Origin of the sequence: Autumnicola patrickiae, from assembly GCF_031846525.1 — a bacterium.
In the GTDB taxonomy this organism is placed as follows: Bacteria; Bacteroidota; Bacteroidia; order Flavobacteriales; family Flavobacteriaceae; genus Autumnicola; species Autumnicola patrickiae.
Genome location: NZ_JAVRHM010000005.1, coordinates 53,321 through 69,521, shown reverse-complemented (window position 1 = coordinate 69,521; position 16,201 = coordinate 53,321). Strand labels below are relative to the sequence as shown.

12 protein-coding genes are annotated in these 16,201 nt (G+C 39.1%); all 12 read right to left on the bottom strand.

The window, feature by feature from the left end:
• Positions 1 to 46 precede the first annotated feature (46 nt).
• Positions 47 to 586: a DUF420 domain-containing protein gene (locus tag RM549_RS05890; RefSeq protein ID WP_311682749.1), complete on the bottom strand. Its 540-nt coding sequence runs from the start codon at positions 584 to 586 to the stop codon at positions 47 to 49.
• The gene (locus tag RM549_RS05885; protein ID WP_311682747.1) at positions 583 to 1,314 is read right to left on the bottom strand and encodes an SCO family protein; all 732 of its coding nucleotides are present in this window, start codon (positions 1,312 to 1,314) and stop codon (positions 583 to 585) included. The genes RM549_RS05890 and RM549_RS05885 overlap by 4 nt, the downstream gene beginning before the upstream one ends.
• A gap of 25 nt (positions 1,315 to 1,339) precedes the next feature.
• Complete coding sequence (locus RM549_RS05880) at positions 1,340 to 1,987, bottom strand: hypothetical protein (protein ID WP_311682745.1); 648 nt, start codon at positions 1,985 to 1,987, stop codon at positions 1,340 to 1,342.
• A gap of 79 nt (positions 1,988 to 2,066) precedes the next feature.
• Positions 2,067 to 2,429 carry a cytochrome C oxidase subunit IV family protein gene (locus RM549_RS05875; RefSeq protein ID WP_311682743.1) on the bottom strand — a complete coding sequence of 121 codons (363 nt, stop codon included), beginning with the start codon at positions 2,427 to 2,429 and terminating at the stop codon, positions 2,067 to 2,069.
• A 20-nt stretch (positions 2,430 to 2,449) separates the two neighbouring features.
• On the bottom strand, positions 2,450 to 3,430 hold the full coding sequence (locus tag RM549_RS05870; RefSeq protein ID WP_311682741.1) for a cytochrome c oxidase subunit 3: 981 nt from the start codon (positions 3,428 to 3,430) through the stop codon (positions 2,450 to 2,452).
• A gap of 45 nt (positions 3,431 to 3,475) precedes the next feature.
• Positions 3,476 to 4,057: a cytochrome c oxidase subunit 3 gene (locus RM549_RS05865; protein ID WP_311682739.1), complete on the bottom strand. Its 582-nt coding sequence runs from the start codon at positions 4,055 to 4,057 to the stop codon at positions 3,476 to 3,478.
• Positions 4,048 to 4,950 (bottom strand): heme o synthase, encoded by a 903-nt coding sequence (cyoE, locus tag RM549_RS05860; protein ID WP_311682737.1) that lies wholly within the window; start codon positions 4,948 to 4,950, stop codon positions 4,048 to 4,050. The genes RM549_RS05865 and cyoE overlap by 10 nt, the downstream gene beginning before the upstream one ends.
• 87 nt (positions 4,951 to 5,037) lie before the next feature.
• Positions 5,038 to 7,185, bottom strand: a complete 2,148-nt coding sequence (locus tag RM549_RS05855; protein ID WP_311682736.1) for a gliding motility protein RemB — start codon at positions 7,183 to 7,185, stop codon at positions 5,038 to 5,040.
• Between the two features lie 121 nt (positions 7,186 to 7,306).
• The gene (locus RM549_RS05850; protein WP_311682734.1) at positions 7,307 to 8,029 is read right to left on the bottom strand and encodes an energy transducer TonB; all 723 of its coding nucleotides are present in this window, start codon (positions 8,027 to 8,029) and stop codon (positions 7,307 to 7,309) included.
• Between the two features lie 170 nt (positions 8,030 to 8,199).
• The gene (locus RM549_RS05845; RefSeq protein WP_311682733.1) at positions 8,200 to 8,595 is read right to left on the bottom strand and encodes a VanZ family protein; all 396 of its coding nucleotides are present in this window, start codon (positions 8,593 to 8,595) and stop codon (positions 8,200 to 8,202) included.
• Positions 8,585 to 8,965, bottom strand: a complete 381-nt coding sequence (gcvH, locus tag RM549_RS05840; RefSeq protein ID WP_311682732.1) for a glycine cleavage system protein GcvH — start codon at positions 8,963 to 8,965, stop codon at positions 8,585 to 8,587. Before gcvH ends, RM549_RS05845 begins: the two co-directional genes overlap by 11 nt.
• Positions 8,966 to 9,027: 62 nt before the next feature.
• Positions 9,028 to 16,200 carry a T9SS outer membrane translocon Sov/SprA gene (sov, locus tag RM549_RS05835; protein WP_311682730.1) on the bottom strand — a complete coding sequence of 2,391 codons (7,173 nt, stop codon included), beginning with the start codon at positions 16,198 to 16,200 and terminating at the stop codon, positions 9,028 to 9,030.
• Position 16,201 lies beyond the last annotated feature (1 nt).

Here is a 16,201-nt window from a genome sequence, read left to right as displayed (position 1 = left end):
AAAATACAACTATGCCTCTAAAATGGCAATTATCGGCATCAGTTTTCTAGTAATACGGCAACATAAAAACATAAACCAGCACTCCCGTCACTGCCACATAAAACCATATAGGAAAAGTCCATCTCGCAACTTTAGCATGCTTCTCATATTCTCCCGTAAGGCCCCGATACATCGTAAACAGTACGAGTGGGACGATAATTGCCGATAATATGATATGGCTTATAAGGATAAAGAAATAAAGGTTTCTAAGAAAACCATCTCCACCATATGGAACAGGATCATTACTAATCTTTGACAGCACATAACTTACCAGAAAAATGGCAGAAAGAAAAAAGGCAATAATCATCACATTACGGTGTAGCTTATATTCCCTGATACTAATAAAAAAGTAACCCAACATTAATAAAACTGCTGTCGAACCATTTAAAACAGCATGGAATAATGGAAAACTACCTGCTTGTACTCCGAGGAAGTTGTAACGTTCAGGCAATAACATCAGTACGAGTACAAGTAAGGGTACCACAATTGATAATGTAATAATTATGGGTACAGCAACTTTATCCTGTCTTGATAATGTCTTTCTCACAGTAATTTCTTTATATCTTCAATAAGAATATCGATCTGAGGTTCTTCTTCACCTTCAGTAATGGATTTATTCCTTTCAACAGAGCCCCGGTAGTAAATAAGCGGATTGCCAAATTTGTCAATTCTCGACCTTATATAACCTTCCTGATCTACCAATGCAAACAATCCCGAATGGGCAAAACCACCTGGAACAGCTTCATCTACTCCAGCATAGATATAAAATCCTTCATTTGCCAGGCCATAAATTTCTTCTTTATCTCCTGTTAAAAAATTCCAATCTGGATTGGTTATCCCGTAGTTTTCAGCATATGCTTTAAGCACCTGCGGAGTATCATGCTTGGGATCTATAGTAAAAGAAGCTATTCCAAAATCATCTTCTTTAAATTCTTTTTGAACTTCTACTAAATTTTTATTCATCACCGGGCAAATTGTAGGGCAGGTGGTAAAAAAGAATTCTGCCACGTACACTTTGCCATTATAATCTTCATTGGAAATAGTATCCCCGTCCTGATTTATCAACTCAAACTCCGGAGCCTTTCTTTTCTTTCCGTTAATGAGAATATAAGATAGCTCCTCCCCAACCTTTTTTTCTGAACCTTCTGCTTTCCTGCTTAGCCTGTCTGAAGAAACGGTGTCCTTATCGCTAACCCGGTCAATTATTTTAGGCACAAAAATGATCCCGAATATCAGGATGACCAATGAAATTCCTATATAAGAGTAATTTTTCATCTAGTTAATTTCATTTTTCCTCCACTTAATCCTCAAGTCCTTCAGTTTCATACTTTTTTAATTCCAGCCTGTATTCTGCCAATATCACCTTTACATCATCATTCATTTTATTATTAAGCTCTGCAACAGATCTCGAATCATAGCCATACAATTTTCCGTAATCCTCGTCATCCTTCCGTCCACGAAGGGCAGCATCTTTATCAATAATAAACACGTAAGGAGAATAACTTTTGCCATCAAGACTGTAAGAAGATCCCAGGCTATTAAACACATGCTGAATTTCTTCAGGGGCGGCAAAAACAAACTTCCATTGCTCTGAATTGCTTATTGCTGAAAATTCTCTTGCAAAATCAGAAGCCTTGGACCTGCTTTCTTCCGGAAGAAGGATTACAAACTGAAAGTCTTCAAATTCGTAGTATTTGTCCAATATCTCCTGATCTAGATTAAAAGTATTCCCTCGTATCTCCTCAAGGTTACTTCCGAAGAAAGCCAGAACAGTTATTTTGTCCTCCAGAGCGACTTTATTACCAGCTAAACTTTCGAACTGAGAAATATCCTGCACCTCAGGGGTTAGAACTGGAAGCCTTGCAAAATTATTTTTACCTGAAGAAAAGAAAAGGTAGGCTACAATTGGTAAAGCGAAAAGCACTCCTACTATAAAAATCTTTTTCATATTAAACTATAAGACAAAAGGAGTGCAAAAATAAAAAAGACGGTTTATAAAACCGCCTTTCTAAATGCTTTTAACTTTTCTAGAAATCCCAGGACATATATCCCTCATTATAGACTTCATATATATAAAATCCTTCATTAAGAAGAATAAAAACCAAATATAGAATAAGAAAAATTGCAGTCCAGACAATAACCCTGCGCAACCATTTATTCTCAGCTTCAAGGTGCATAAATGCCCATGCTATTAAATATGCCTTATACAAAGTAAGAAGAATAAATATCCAGTTTAACAGTGACATATTCACCAGATCTGTATCTGTTAAAAATTCAGGTTTAATTATACCAAGAACAACTTCTACAAGTGTTACAACAGATAAAATTATAAATACAGACCAAATTCTTTTGGTGTTGGATTCGTGATGATGTGCAGTATCGTGTGCCATATTATTTTATTTCTTCAGAATTAAACCAGGTAAAAGAATGTGAATACAAATACCCAAACTAAATCTACGAAGTGCCAGTAAAGACCAACTTTTTCTACCATTTCATAATTACCGCGACGCTCGTAAGTTCCTACGATAACATTAAAGAAGATGATTATATTTATAATAACACCAGAAAGAACGTGGAATCCGTGGAATCCAGTAATAAAGAAAAAGAAGTCCGCAAATAGTGGCGGCCCATATTCATTCTGTGTAAGATTAGCACCTTCTACCACACCTATTCCTTCGGTTTCAAGCTTCTGCAAAGATTCGCGTCTGGAAAGTATTGTTTTCTCCCCCTCTTCATTTAAAACCCCGGTTCTTACGTAAAGATCTTCATTTGCAGCAAAGCCTGCAGTTACTTCTTCTATAGAGTAAGTTGGAAGTGTAGCACCTGACTCAAACCAAATCCCCTCATTCTCTTCATGTACAATTCTTTCTGAAGCTTCTGGTATTGCGAAATCACTTAAAGCCACTCTATGACCTTCATTATCTACAAACTGAAGAATGTTTCCTCCAGTGGTACTAACTGCACCGTATTCACCTTTAATAAAATTCGACCACTCCCAGGCCTGGGAACCAAGGAAAATAAGTCCACCAATAATGGTTAAAAACATATAAAAAGTGACCTTAGCCTTATTTAGATGATGCCCTGCATCTACAGCCAAAACCATAGTCACAGAAGAAAAGATAAGAATAAATGTCATTAAAGCCACATAATACATGGGAGCATCTACCCCATGGAGGAATGGAAAATGGTTAAATACCTCATCTGCAATAGGCCAAATATCTGCATATTTAAAACGGGAAAAACCGTAGGCTGCCAAAAATCCGGAAAAGGTGAGTGCATCAGAAACGATGAAAAACCACATCATCATTTTTCCATAACTAGCATCCAATGGTTCATTACCACCGCCCCAAGCTTTACCTTCGGTGCCTGTTCTTACAACAGAAGCTTCCATAAATGAAATTTAAATTTAAGTGATGCGCAAAAATACGCAATTTTATTATTTAAAGAAATATAAAAACAAAAACAGGTAAATCCATAGGAAATCCACGAAATGCCAGAAGGTTGCACCCAACTCTATACCAAGCATTTGCCCCTTATGGTAACGCTGTTTAAAATGGTTATAAATTACGACTAAAAGAACAATTAAGCCCGCCGCGAGGTGTACTAGATGGGCCAAAACTACAACATATATAAAGGATGTAGTGACTGTACTCTCACTTCCTGTAAAGAAATAGCCTTGTCCAAATAATTCAGAAAAACCCTGGAACTGCAGCGCTACAAACAGAATTGCCAGTACAAGTGTTCCTATTAACAAAGCCGCTCCATTTCTACGATTCCCGGCAGCAATATTCTTTTTCGCCAGGGCAAAAGTTACGCTGCTTAAAATAATTACAACAGTACTCCAAAAGAAGGAGCCTGGCAACTCAAAATCAACCAACCAATCTGGCCGTGTTTTACTCACCACATAAGCACTGGTAAGACCAGCAAAGGTCATAATCATACTTATTATTCCAAACCAGAGCATCATTTTTTTGGCCCTGTTGTGTTTGTTCCTTTCTGATCCTTCTGTTAAATCCATTGTCTTATAAATTTATCCAAAACATAAATTATCTGAAGCAAGGTAATGTAAGACACACTGGCAAACATCAACTTCTTAGCTGCTTCAGCAGTTTTTTCTTTATATAATTTTAAAGCATAATAAAGCATCCCTAACCCTAGCAGAAGGATTATAACCGCTGCCACCGGAGTAAGATATAAACTTCCTGTCACACCAAATGCCGGAATTAAAGAAACCAAAACAGTCCAGATAGTATACAGTACTACCTGAACGGCGGTACCTTTATCTCTTTTCCCTGTTGGAAGCATGAAGAATCCTCCCTTTTTATAATCGTCATATAACCACCAGCCAATTGCCCAAAAATGCGGAAATTGCCAGAAAAACTGAATCATAAACAATGTTCCAGGCTCTATACTGAAATCACCAGTAGCAGCAACCCAACCCAGCATAAAAGGTATTGCACCGGGAAAAGCTCCAACAAAAACAGAAAGAGGAGTTTTTGTCTTTAATGGGGTATACACACTTACATAAAGGAAAATGCTTATCGCACCAAACATTGCTGTCCTGGGATTGATCACGTATAGAACAATTAAACCAAGAATAGTGAAAACACTGGCAATTGTAAAAGCCGTAGAAACCGACATTCGTCCAGCAGGGATAGGCCTGTTCTTCGTCCGGTCCATCAAAGCGTCCAGATCGCGTTCAATTATTTGATTATAGGCATTAGATGCGCCCACCATCAAATATCCTCCTATGGCCAGCAAAAGCACAGTCACGAAATCAATAGTTTCTGCACCCAGAAAGTAACCAGCTACAGAGGAAAACACTACGCTGATCGCCAGTCGCATTTTAGTTATTTCCTTAAAATCTGATAAAACTGAAGCAGAGAGAGTATGTGTTTGCGTGTTGCTCAAAAAGCCCTTTTTAAATTGCCGCAAAGATACTCCTTAATTAGGTTTTAACAAGGGACGAAAATTGTTAATTTTCAGGCTCTACATTGTCTAATAATCATAGTACCAGTTGAAGATATCTGTCCTTAAACCAAAGTTGATCCAGGCGGTGGAATTATCAGAATGAAGTGGTGTTTTTACCTGAGTTTCAAAATTCCTGTAAATAAATTTTCCGTAGAGCTTGAGGTTACTGGCAGGGTTTATAATGTAACCACCCTCTACTTCAGCAAATAATGAATTGGTTGTGTTTCCCTGCCCGATTTTCACGCCGTAATCAAACGGCCGCTCATTGTAATTTCTGTAAATATCACCTCCATAAGCGGCGTTATCTTCCCCATTATTAAAATCGAAGCCCCGCTTTCCATAGATAAACTTCACATGGCCGTACATTCTTTCTTTCTTATAACGTGCAATTCCGATAATTTCCCGAAAGTTAGCACCCCACAAATGCGCCATGGACTGGTTATTATGTCCATAGTTGAGCACTACTTCTTTATTATGGGAATAAGTATAAGGCCGAACCTGGTTGTATTCCATCTGCAGAAGCAGATTGGGAATATTAAATGCGTCAAAATATTTTACACCCAATTGATAGCCAAGTTTATTTTTCCAACTTTGAGATCCTCCAAATATATCTCCTGTAGAAAATTCATCTATTACCCACTGGCCATAGGTATTGATTTTATCCGTCCATTTATACTTTGTCGTCAAGCCCAAAAGAGCATTTCCACCACGTGCACCGGTAGAAAATTCTATGGCGCGATAGAATATCACCGGATTTAAATAATTTACATCGAAACCCCTGTTGTTATCATTCTGCCAAACAACAGATTCGAATAAACCTACATTTAATCTTTTTGTCAAATTCAGACTCAAATAATGATTAGCCATAAATTTTGTCCTGAAGGAACCATCTGCTGTCACTTCCGGTCTCACATCCCTTAAGGACATCCAAGTATTTGTATATTTCAGTTTCCAGAAAGTAGTACTTAATTTAAGGTATGGGTAAGGAGAAGGATTATCACTCATTAATAGAGACCGGTATCCATCACCAATAAAATGCTGACCGTGACCTAACTGTATATTAAAATATTTTCCAGGGGAATAGGAAAGATAGCCTTCTGCAACAGGATAATCATACCCTCCATCCATAAAAGGCTTTGCGATTCCCCGACCAGGTATAATTGCAGGATCTCCTCCATCTGGTCTGATAGATTGAGCAAAATCATTAAAGTATTCAGCAAAACGTCCCTGGTTCTCATAAGCGACTGCATAAAAATTCAAGTTATCGCCCAATCCCCCATTAAGAATTGCCATTCTGGTATTATTATAGGTAAATTTATAATCCTCCTGCTGAAAATCCTTTCCAAGCTGAAGATCCAGTCCAAAATCTATAGTAAACCAGTAATCTTCTGTCTGGAATTGAACAAGATGCTCATTCCAGATCTTTCTACCCAACCAGGTTGATCTATCCTGTAAAATTTTTTCCTGTTCTGCCTTAAAATCATAATATCTGGCAACTTCAGAATATAAAAAAGGCTTACTAGACGTATGCGTATTAGTGCCAATCCTATTTAATTCAGCATCGAACCTGCTATACATTTCATGAGAAAAAGGAATATTTAACTTACTCTCTAAATGCGGTTTTGTAAAATCTGAGGATTGTATAAGATCATATTCTTCGGTCACATTATTCGCATCTAAGCCTGTAAACGGAGAGTCTGTGGTTTTATCTTGTGCAGCTTCCCCTGCCCAACTAGTGCTTTCCTCCTTTATAATTGCAATTTCTTCATTTAATCGCAATGGAATTTTCAAAGGCATCCGAAATTGCATGTAAGTAGGCTTACCATTATACGTTGCAGGTCGGATCTGCGGAAGTGACTCAAAGACTTTTATTATTTCCTCTTTAAGCTGGTTGTAAGCAGCATCTATATAAAGCACCTGAAAATCCCCTTCTTTAGTCACTTCAAAAAGCACAACCACGGTACCCCGGAAATTATCTTCTTCAACAACCTGTGGAATTTTAATGTTTTCAACTATAAAGTCTTTTAGAGTTTCCCGAAAACAATCAGATCGTTGCTGAAATTCCACCATTTCACATTCCGGAAAAACGGGTGGTATTTCAGAATCATTAAGTTTCTCCTGACTATTTAAAAAGCTCGTAGCAAACAGAACCGGAAGAAGTATGAGATACTTCATAGTTTTAGAGGCAAAAGATTTGGTTAAACAGGCGAAATATACATTTTTTCCAAGAGTATAACTTTTTTAAATAAAAAATCCCGGCCTAAACCGGGATTTGAATACTGTTATATAAGTAAAATTAATCCTGAACCTGGAAAACAATTGGTAAAGAGTACATTACCCCAACAGCTTTTCCACGCTGTTTCCCGGGCTGCATACTTGGTAATTTGTTGATTACCCTTGCTGCTTCCTGCTCTAATCTTGGATGAGGAGCACGGGAACGAACTTCTGTAATTTTACCACTTTTATCAATTTTAAACTGAACAATTACCCGGTTAACACCAGAAAGTCCAAGTTCTCCACCTAAATCTTTATTGAAGTTTCGGTTAACATGCTGACTGATTTTCTCACTCATACATTGCTTACGCTCATTGTTATTACTCAAATTCTCACAACCAGGAAATATTGGCACATCTTCAATAACCGCGAAAGGAACATCATCTACTTCCTCTTCAGGCTCTGCTTCTACAACCTCCTCGACTTCTACAATATCATCAAGGCTAGTTTCGGTAGACTCAATTTCATCTTCTTCTACTTCTTCCTCATCTTCCACAACCTCTATAATTTCCGGTGCCGGTGGCGGTGGCGGTGGCGGTGGAGGAGTATTCTGCATTTCAGTAATTGGTATTTCTTCATCATCCAATTCGTCCATATTTACCTGACCTGTATCTATGGCATCCCTGTCATAAGTTTTCCATTCTATGGCCTGCCAGGTAATAAAAAGAACTAATATTAGCCCTAATTGAAGAAAGAGTACACTCCTTCTGTTTAAATCTGCTTTCGGATTTTTCTTAGGTTCCATGGTTATTAATTAATAAGAGTTGCTAAAATAAATATTTTTTCTAAAAAACTGAACTAATCTGCAATAATATACTACTTAAATGACATTCAATTGAAGATTAGAAAGTTGAATTCTATTATAGGCTTCAATTTTAAAGAAAAAGTAATAGACATCCACTACTGGCGCCTACTCTAAAAAATCTTACTTTTTAATCTTTTCAAAAAATTCTTAATCGATAAAAAAATTAAAACAGCAAGTAAAGCACCAATTGAATTGGCTAAAATATCATACCAATCCGGTTCTCTGTGACTGGTGAGGGTTCCCTGTAAAACTTCAATTAACATACCAAAGAGGATACTGGCAGCAGAAATTTTATATAAATTTTGCTTATAATTTTGGTTGTCTTGTGATTTAAGTATAAAAAAAACCTGCCAAACACCTACTAGTACGAAGTAAGCCCCTGCATGCATCATCTTGTCCGTTGGACTAAATGTGCCTACATTTATCTTCCCCAGTTGAGCCAGGGAGAGATAAGTTATTAATGCTGTATATAAGAAAGCCGCTACTGCGGCAATTTTAGTTACCAACTATATCCTTGTATGCTTGAGCAGATAGCAAATCTTCTACTTCAGAAGGTTTAGTGAATTTTATTTTTACCATCCATCCCTCACCAAAAGGATCATTGTTCACTTTCTCTGGTTCGTCTTCAAGACTTTCATTAAACTCGACTACTTTCCCGGTTAAAGGAGCAAACAGATCGGAAACAGTCTTTACTGCTTCCACAGTTCCAAAGACTTCTTCCCTCTCCAGAGTTTCGTCCACCGTTTCTACCTCTACATAAACGATGTCCCCAAGCTCACCCTGGGCAAATTCTGTAATCCCCACCGTGGCGATGTCTCCATCTATCTTCACCCATTCATGATCTTTGGTGTATTTTAATTCTTGTGGAATATTCATAAGATTAATTTAATGTGCAGCAAAGTTACTTTTTTAATACAATTGTTCAAACCACCAAATAATTAATTTCCAAAATTATATCTTAAAGTTACACCAGAACGGATAGTCGTTTGCGGAAAAGCGGTAGAAACGGCATATTCAGAAAAGTTATGCTCGTAATAAAAAAGCGCCGTAAGGTTTCTGCTAAGCGCATAATCTGCCGTAAAGCCAATAGCCCAAATGTCTTGTCCTGCAACTACCTGGCTATCTTCAAGGTCCAGATACCTGATTATGGTCTTATTTTGCCGTAGAGATAAATCTCCTCTTAAATTAAGATCGCTGCTTAGAATACGATTTCTTCCGGCTATTTTAGTTGCCACCTTTAAATCCTTAAGACGATATCCTAATCCTATAGTATATTCATTTCCTTTAAATTCCGTCAGGAGGTTGTTGTCAAAACTTAAAGAAAGCGCCCTGTCTTTCCTGATCTCGCCCAGAACCTGGATAGCATTTTTTGTTTCCAGATCTATACGTACCAAGGGAGTAAAGAGTTCTGATAATACAATATTTGAAAATAAGACAGGGTTCTTAAAATCCCCGGCCTGATTTGTTTCTTCCCTACTTGCGGGATCGTAATCCAGGTTCGTTTGAAATTGATTTATCGTGTAGTCACTCTTATAGCCATGGCTCATTGAAAATCGCCGGAATTTATCCTTAAACCAGTTTAACCTCATAAAACCTGTATACTTTATATCCCAGTTAGGAAGAGGTACATTTCTAAAGGCACCAAGCTTTATATCTTCCACATTATTTCCGGAATAAGCTGCAATAAACGCTGGTAAAAGCACCGCCTGGTTTGATTTACCCAAGCCCACCGGAAAACCTTCTTCATCCGTTTCATTTGGATCCAGTCCCTGCTCAACAGCCAGCCGTTGTGCAACTTCTAATCTGTTCTGTCTAAAATTTTCAAAGGTTTCTGAAGATTGCTCGCCACTTTGATTAAAAGCAGTTTTAATAAGCAAAGTTGAAATACTGAAATTTCCGTAGGTATAGGGCGTTAGGGACTGATATTGCCTGGTATCAGGATCAACTTTAAAATTTTCGGTATACGTTTCGGCATAAGTTCTCTGTGCACTTATATCTATAGTCAGCTCTGGCAATAATCTTACTGAAGACTGAATATTGAGCTGCTCATTTTCTACTGCAGAATACTGCTGGTTAAAATTCTGGAATAAGGTTAACCATCCTTTTCTTGCAGCCATAGCCCGTATATCTTCCTGGCGGCCAAAAGTGAAGCCAGTTGTTGGCTTTATAGTACCCATAAACCCAATACTTTCAGTATAGCCCGGCATAAAAATACCTCTGTTTTCACGGTAATTTACCTGGACTGTTTTCACGGCGGTAACGATTTTTACCACAGTATTAAACGTCTTATTACCTCCTGCATTTTCCTGTACCTGTGCTTGTGGTTTTTCCCGTGTAGGATCATTCGCAGCATCTGGAGTGGGCACTCCTGCACTCCTTTCCCTAATGCTTCGCCGCTGAGGAGTTTTCTTCTTTTCTACCAGACCTACATAATCATATAGATTTTGCAAATTAAGGTTTGCGTTTATCTGATGTGAATTTGAGTTTTGAATACTGTTCCCTATATCCGGAATTCCCTCCAGATTTTCATAAATTTTAGAACCTCGCTGCCACTGGAAATCTCCAGTATAAGAATACGTAGCTTTTATAAAATTCAAAACAGGGATTTTATCGAAAGGCAAATCGTAATTCACCTGTAAACTTTGATAATGCAGGTTTGGTTCACCAATATTGAAAAAATTATCCCAAAGTCCAATTTCATTATTAGCAAAGCCGTCTTCATCTATATAATTCCTCACAATTCTGTTATTGGAGGCATTAAAATTAAAGCTTAGGGATTTGGTAAGATTGTAATTGATTCCATACTGCCAGTCAAACAAAAAATTACGTTGGTACAAAGTCGGGATTCCAATATCATTTTCTGAAAGTTCCAGAGATCTGAATTTTTGCTCATTATACTGTCTGAAAATATTGGCGCTGGCATTAATATTTGTTGGTAAAACATTAAAATTAAAATCCTTTGCAGCGGTAAAATAATCGCTGCTATCCAGAACAGAAATATTTTTGAAGGGCTCTATTACTTTAGGAGCAAAATTATATTCGTAAGTAGAACCTACGCGCACATTTTGATCCAGCGCCTCTTCAATTTCAAAATCCCTGTGATTAATCTGGTTATAAGAGGTGGAAAAAGCAAAATTTTCGATATCATAAGGCATTGGTTTAGCTTCCCCTATCCTTTCTTTCCTCAAACCAATTACATTTACACTTTGTCTTCTTGTATAGGATTGCGACTGCTCCTTAACACCTTCCCTTTCTTCTGAATCTGTAATGGCCTCCAATCTTGTATCCAGCTCAACGTCTAAAAATTCCTGATCGTATTTTGGAGTGATCATTTCTCCCCCCCTGCTATAATTAAACGGAATCCTCACACCCCATTGGGCAGGCAGCAGCTGGCCCACGTTTATGTTACTCACTACATCGTATTGCTGCAAATCCTCCCGGCTTCGCTGGTTCGGGCCCTGCTCAATAGAGCCAAACCCTACAGTGCTTCTTCTTCCGGTTGCAGATACGGTCGCAAAATCTGCAAGATTGGTATCCATATTCACAATTCCTGCCCAGCCTCCTTCATTTTTAAGACCTGAAAGACGTAACTCATTAAACCAGACTTCCCCGCAAAGATCCTGAACTCCATCTCTTCTGGTACCATTTTTTACACCCAACATTAATATTCTGATGTTCCCAAAGCTGGGGTTTCCTTTTACTCCTATTCTGATTCTTCCGGTGTCGTAAGCTGCCTGTTCGTCGGTGAGCTGAAGATCTTCCGTAAAGAAATTTACTTCTGAAGGATTTAAAGATGGATCCCCTAAAACGGCAGTTTTCACCTTCTGAAGCAGATCAAGCGAGAGATTGAGCCGGTTAGCTTCCGGCCAGATCTCATCAGCAGTGGCAGCACCAAAGGCTGTGGGTGATAATGGAATTTCAATCTGGTAATAATTCTCTTTAAAGTCTGTTCCCATTCTTATAAATGCCACAAGCTGATCATCCTTTAGGGGCGTTCTGTTCACCAAAGATTCGGCATGTAAAAACATTTCCAAATTCTCGTACTGGCGCATATCAACCTGGAAATTCTTATAAACTGCCCTCGCGTCCTGAGGTTCTAATTCGCAAACCCTAATGGAAAGGGATTGTTCATTTTGCCTGATATTGGTATTACTCTCAAAAAGCTCTTCCCGAAAAACCCCGGGAGGCAAAACGTAAGGCACCGGTTGCCTGTTTTCGTTCTCTTCAATATTTACAGCTGCCACTTCAAATAAGGTCCCGGAGTTTACTGGTAATGGGCTTTCAGAATTCAGGCTTTGATTATACCTCCTGTAATCCCCTCTAACCAAATCCATAGCCCCAAAACGCAAATGAACTTCTTCTTCAAATCCGGTTAAAAACATTCTCATAAAACGTATAGACCTAAAATCCCCAATTCCGCCGCGGGCATTGGTAGGTTCATAAATAGGGATCTTAAATTGGATCCATCTTACGGGAAGACTTTGTCCATTTCTAAGCGTGGTGGTTAATTCTCTAACATCGGTTATAAACCGATTATTATCGATGCTCATTCCAGGAAAAAACGGAACTTCATACTCAAAATAACTATTTATGGTATTCATCGTGTTATCCCGGTTAATATCCTCTGTAGTTGGCAAGGTTGTATTCCCACGGTTGGTGGCACCCACATTTGTTGGTGAATTTCCCTGCGAACCGTTATAATTACTATATCTGTTAAGGATATCACCGGTCGTATTCAGAAAATACTCAAAGTTATCACGGGAAGGGTCAGGCAGCCCGGCGAAATCGGGGAACATTAGTGCCTCTTCCTCATCAAGAAGTCCATCGTAACCTGCATCCTGATTAACTCTGGCTTCCCCTTCAGAATCAAAAGCATATACCAGGGATTGATCTGCCGGAACACGCCCAAAAGCAGTAGTTACAGAGTTTAATGCACTTCCTTCACGAGGCAATCCATTTTCGTATTGCTTCCTTCCATCCTTTAGTACATCTTCTGAAATATTTCCCAGGTTAAAAACAATATTCCCACCGGAGTCTCCTTGGTTTTCAGGATAAATATAAGGGTCCATTACCCAAAATTCGATGAACTCTACATTGGATTGTTCAAAATTAGTGGTATTTATTCCACGCATTATCCCTCCAAAATTATTTTCAGGATTGGGCAAAGTATTGGTTCCTGCAGTGGCCGGATTGTAATTGTAGGGACCACGCTCCCCGGGGGTATAGGCTACATCCATCGTATAAAGTACCTGCGGCTGTCCCTGCACCACATCAGTATTTGGGAAAATTTCATTTAGTGCAACACGTCGCGTCCTGAAATCTGAAAGGTCGGTATCTGTCACCCCATCGGGTCTTCCATTACTGTAAAAAATAGGATCTATTGTGTACCAGGACATTCCTGCCCTTCTATAGCCATAAGCCAGGTCACCGTTGGCCAATTCACCACCAAAACCCAGTGGCACACTGGAAAGCTCCCATGCAAGCGGACTATTTATATCAATAGAAGTTTGTGCTGCCTCAAAATCGTCTACATAAGTGGTCACCTTACCATCAAAATCATTGGCATTGGGTGCTCCCGGAAGAAGATATGCAAATTCACCGCGTATGGATAAATTCGATTTTACATCTGTATCGATATTTGGCAATTTATTGACCAGCCTTGTAAGAAAAGGAACTTCGGTAGAATAATTTAAATTAAGTCCCAAAATAGTATTATTTATAGGCTCATAACTGTAATTGGCTTTTTGTGTTAGCGGCCGCTCCTTTAAATTCAGAAAAGTACCACCAATCAGGAAATTTTCATTGAAGAGATGCTCCACGTTAATTCCTGTAAAACGTTTTGTCTGCTGTCCAAACAATGCGTTATTTTCTGTATTTACCTGAATGGGGATATCTGAAGCAAGCAAAGCCTCATCCAGTATCTGCACTCTTCCCAACTCGTAGTTCACGACATAATCCACCCCTTCCTGAAGAAGACGGCCACCTGCAGTCACAGTAACCGAACCCTGGGGCAGGTTAAAACCAATGGGGATTCCTTCCACCTCTGCAGATTTGTACCTTCCTCTTAACTGAAACTTATTTTTGTCAGCATCCTCCTGTTCAGCTTGTGTTTTGGTAGTACGGTACAGCGAACGGAAAACATATTTTTGCTGATTTTCGTTCCAGGTAGTGGGCTGGCTGTAAATTTCTTCTGCGTTATTGGGTGTTGCATCCAGCTTTTCAAAAAGATATTCACCAAAAGGTTCGACTGTAGTAAAAATTATGTTTCCGTTTACCGGATCTATAGTGATTCCCGGAACATAATCAAAGAAACCGTCCCCGCCGTTTATGGGATCATTATTATTATTAAGCTTATCCAGATTAAAAACTCTCAGCAAAGGTGTTTCCTCAACATCTTCGGGCAAAGGTACAGAAGCATTTTCAGCAGGTTTTATGTAGTTAAGCGGTTGTGGATCTGTATATAAAATATTCATCCTGAAATCCTGTCGCTCCAGCTGATAAGCACCAAGACTGTAGATGTTCTTCATCATAAGATCCCAAACCGGCTCGTTAACATTCGTAATTGTGCTTTTCAGCATTTTTACAACCAGGTTCCTGTTAGAGCGCGGATTGGCTTCAGGATCATCGTTCACATTCGCATCACCAGTGGCATTAACTCCATCATTGGCAAATTCACCAACCTGAAAAACTTCACCATTTATCGTATACTGGAAAGCGACAGCCAACACTTCATCATTGCTCAATCGCTGGTTAAGGGATATATAACCCAACTGGGTATTCAAAGTAAATTCTGAAGGATTTAACTGCCGTGCATTTTCCAGTTTCACGTAATCTGTCCCTTCAGAAACCTGCACACCTCCAAAACCGCTCTCTACGGTAGAAACATCTCTTATGGCAGGGGTTAAAACAGATTGTGGCGCAGCATTTATTCCGAAAGGGTTAAAGTCGTTGTTCGCATTGTCCGGATAAGCTCCCGGCGGTTGGTTAAAAAATCCTGCCGGCACAGTTGGAAGACCGATGTTTCCCGAAATATTAGTTTCCCCTAAATCCTGAATCCCCACAATATTCCTGGTATCCTGCAAATTCTGGACATTATTGGTCCTGTTGGTAATCCAGACCTGAATTCTTTTTACCTGAATATTGGAGTTTATAAACGGATAATTTTCTAAAGCTTCGTTGTAGTGGTCCCGGAAGTAATGCGCGAGGAAAAAGTGCCGGTCCTGGTCGTAATCCAGAGCAAAACGTTCAAAGTCTTCTACCGTGGCGCCACCTTCCACATTTACTGTACGTCGCTCTGACTTTTGTTCTGAAAAAACACCTGTAACTCTTGTTTTACCAAACTGAAGTTCGGTTTTAAACCCAAAAAGGCTCTGCGCGCCCTGAATAAGTGCAGAATTTAGTGGCATATTAACATTCCCCACCTCAATTTTTCTCACAATATCGTCCTCTGTAGGCGTATATTCCAGTTTTAACTGGTTCTGAAAATCAAAAGTAGATTCCGTGTCGTAATTGGCAGTTACTCCCAACCTTTTCCCTATTTGCCCCATGAGGCTCAGGCTGATACGCTGGTCGAAATCAAAAGTTAAATTGCTCCTGTTCCTTGGCGAAAACGCAGGATTGTCCTGCCTGGTATAAAGCAACCCGAGGTCCATCTCCACCGTTCCCTGTGGGACAATATCAATTTCGGAACCACCAAATACACTTTCAAAAAAGTTGTTATTTACGTAAAAATCGGGAAGCAGGTCCCGCTGAATCTCTTCTGCCCCTTCCTTATTTCCTGAAAGCGCATCATTTTTCAACTTAAAATAATCACGCATTTCCTCCTGCAGTACAAGTTCTTCGTATTCTTCTGGAGTTAAAATAAGAGGAAGTGAGAAATTTATTTCACCAAGGCTTTGGCGATAAATGTAACGGTCTAAAACAGGATCATATTCGTACTTTGTAACAATACTTTCCGGGTCAGGCAGGGAAATTTCTCCCAGAACATAGCCTGTACCGGTAGTGTCCTGTGCAGTTTCTTCTTCCTGTGCCGAGAGTTTAAATGTAATTACTAGTAGCAACACTAAGGTAAACCGTCCCGATGTTGACAATTGCAAGTAATTGTTCCTCAAA

Bases quoted from the DNA above. Each gene is read 5' to 3' on its own strand.
- RM549_RS05885 (WP_311682747.1), bottom strand. From the start codon at position 1,314: ATGAAAAATTACTCTTATATAGGAATTTCATTGGTCATCCTGATATTC.
- RM549_RS05880 (WP_311682745.1), bottom strand. From the start codon at position 1,987: ATGAAAAAGATTTTTATAGTAGGAGTGCTTTTCGCTTTACCAATTGTA.
- RM549_RS05875 (WP_311682743.1), bottom strand. From the start codon at position 2,429: ATGGCACACGATACTGCACATCATCACGAATCCAACACCAAAAGAATT.
- RM549_RS05870 (WP_311682741.1), bottom strand. From the start codon at position 3,430: ATGGAAGCTTCTGTTGTAAGAACAGGCACCGAAGGTAAAGCTTGGGGC.
- RM549_RS05865 (WP_311682739.1), bottom strand. From the start codon at position 4,057: ATGGATTTAACAGAAGGATCAGAAAGGAACAAACACAACAGGGCCAAA.
- RM549_RS05855 (WP_311682736.1), bottom strand. From the start codon at position 7,185: ATGAAGTATCTCATACTTCTTCCGGTTCTGTTTGCTACGAGCTTTTTA.
- RM549_RS05850 (WP_311682734.1), bottom strand. From the start codon at position 8,029: ATGGAACCTAAGAAAAATCCGAAAGCAGATTTAAACAGAAGGAGTGTA.
- gcvH (WP_311682732.1), bottom strand. From the start codon at position 8,965: ATGAATATTCCACAAGAATTAAAATACACCAAAGATCATGAATGGGTG.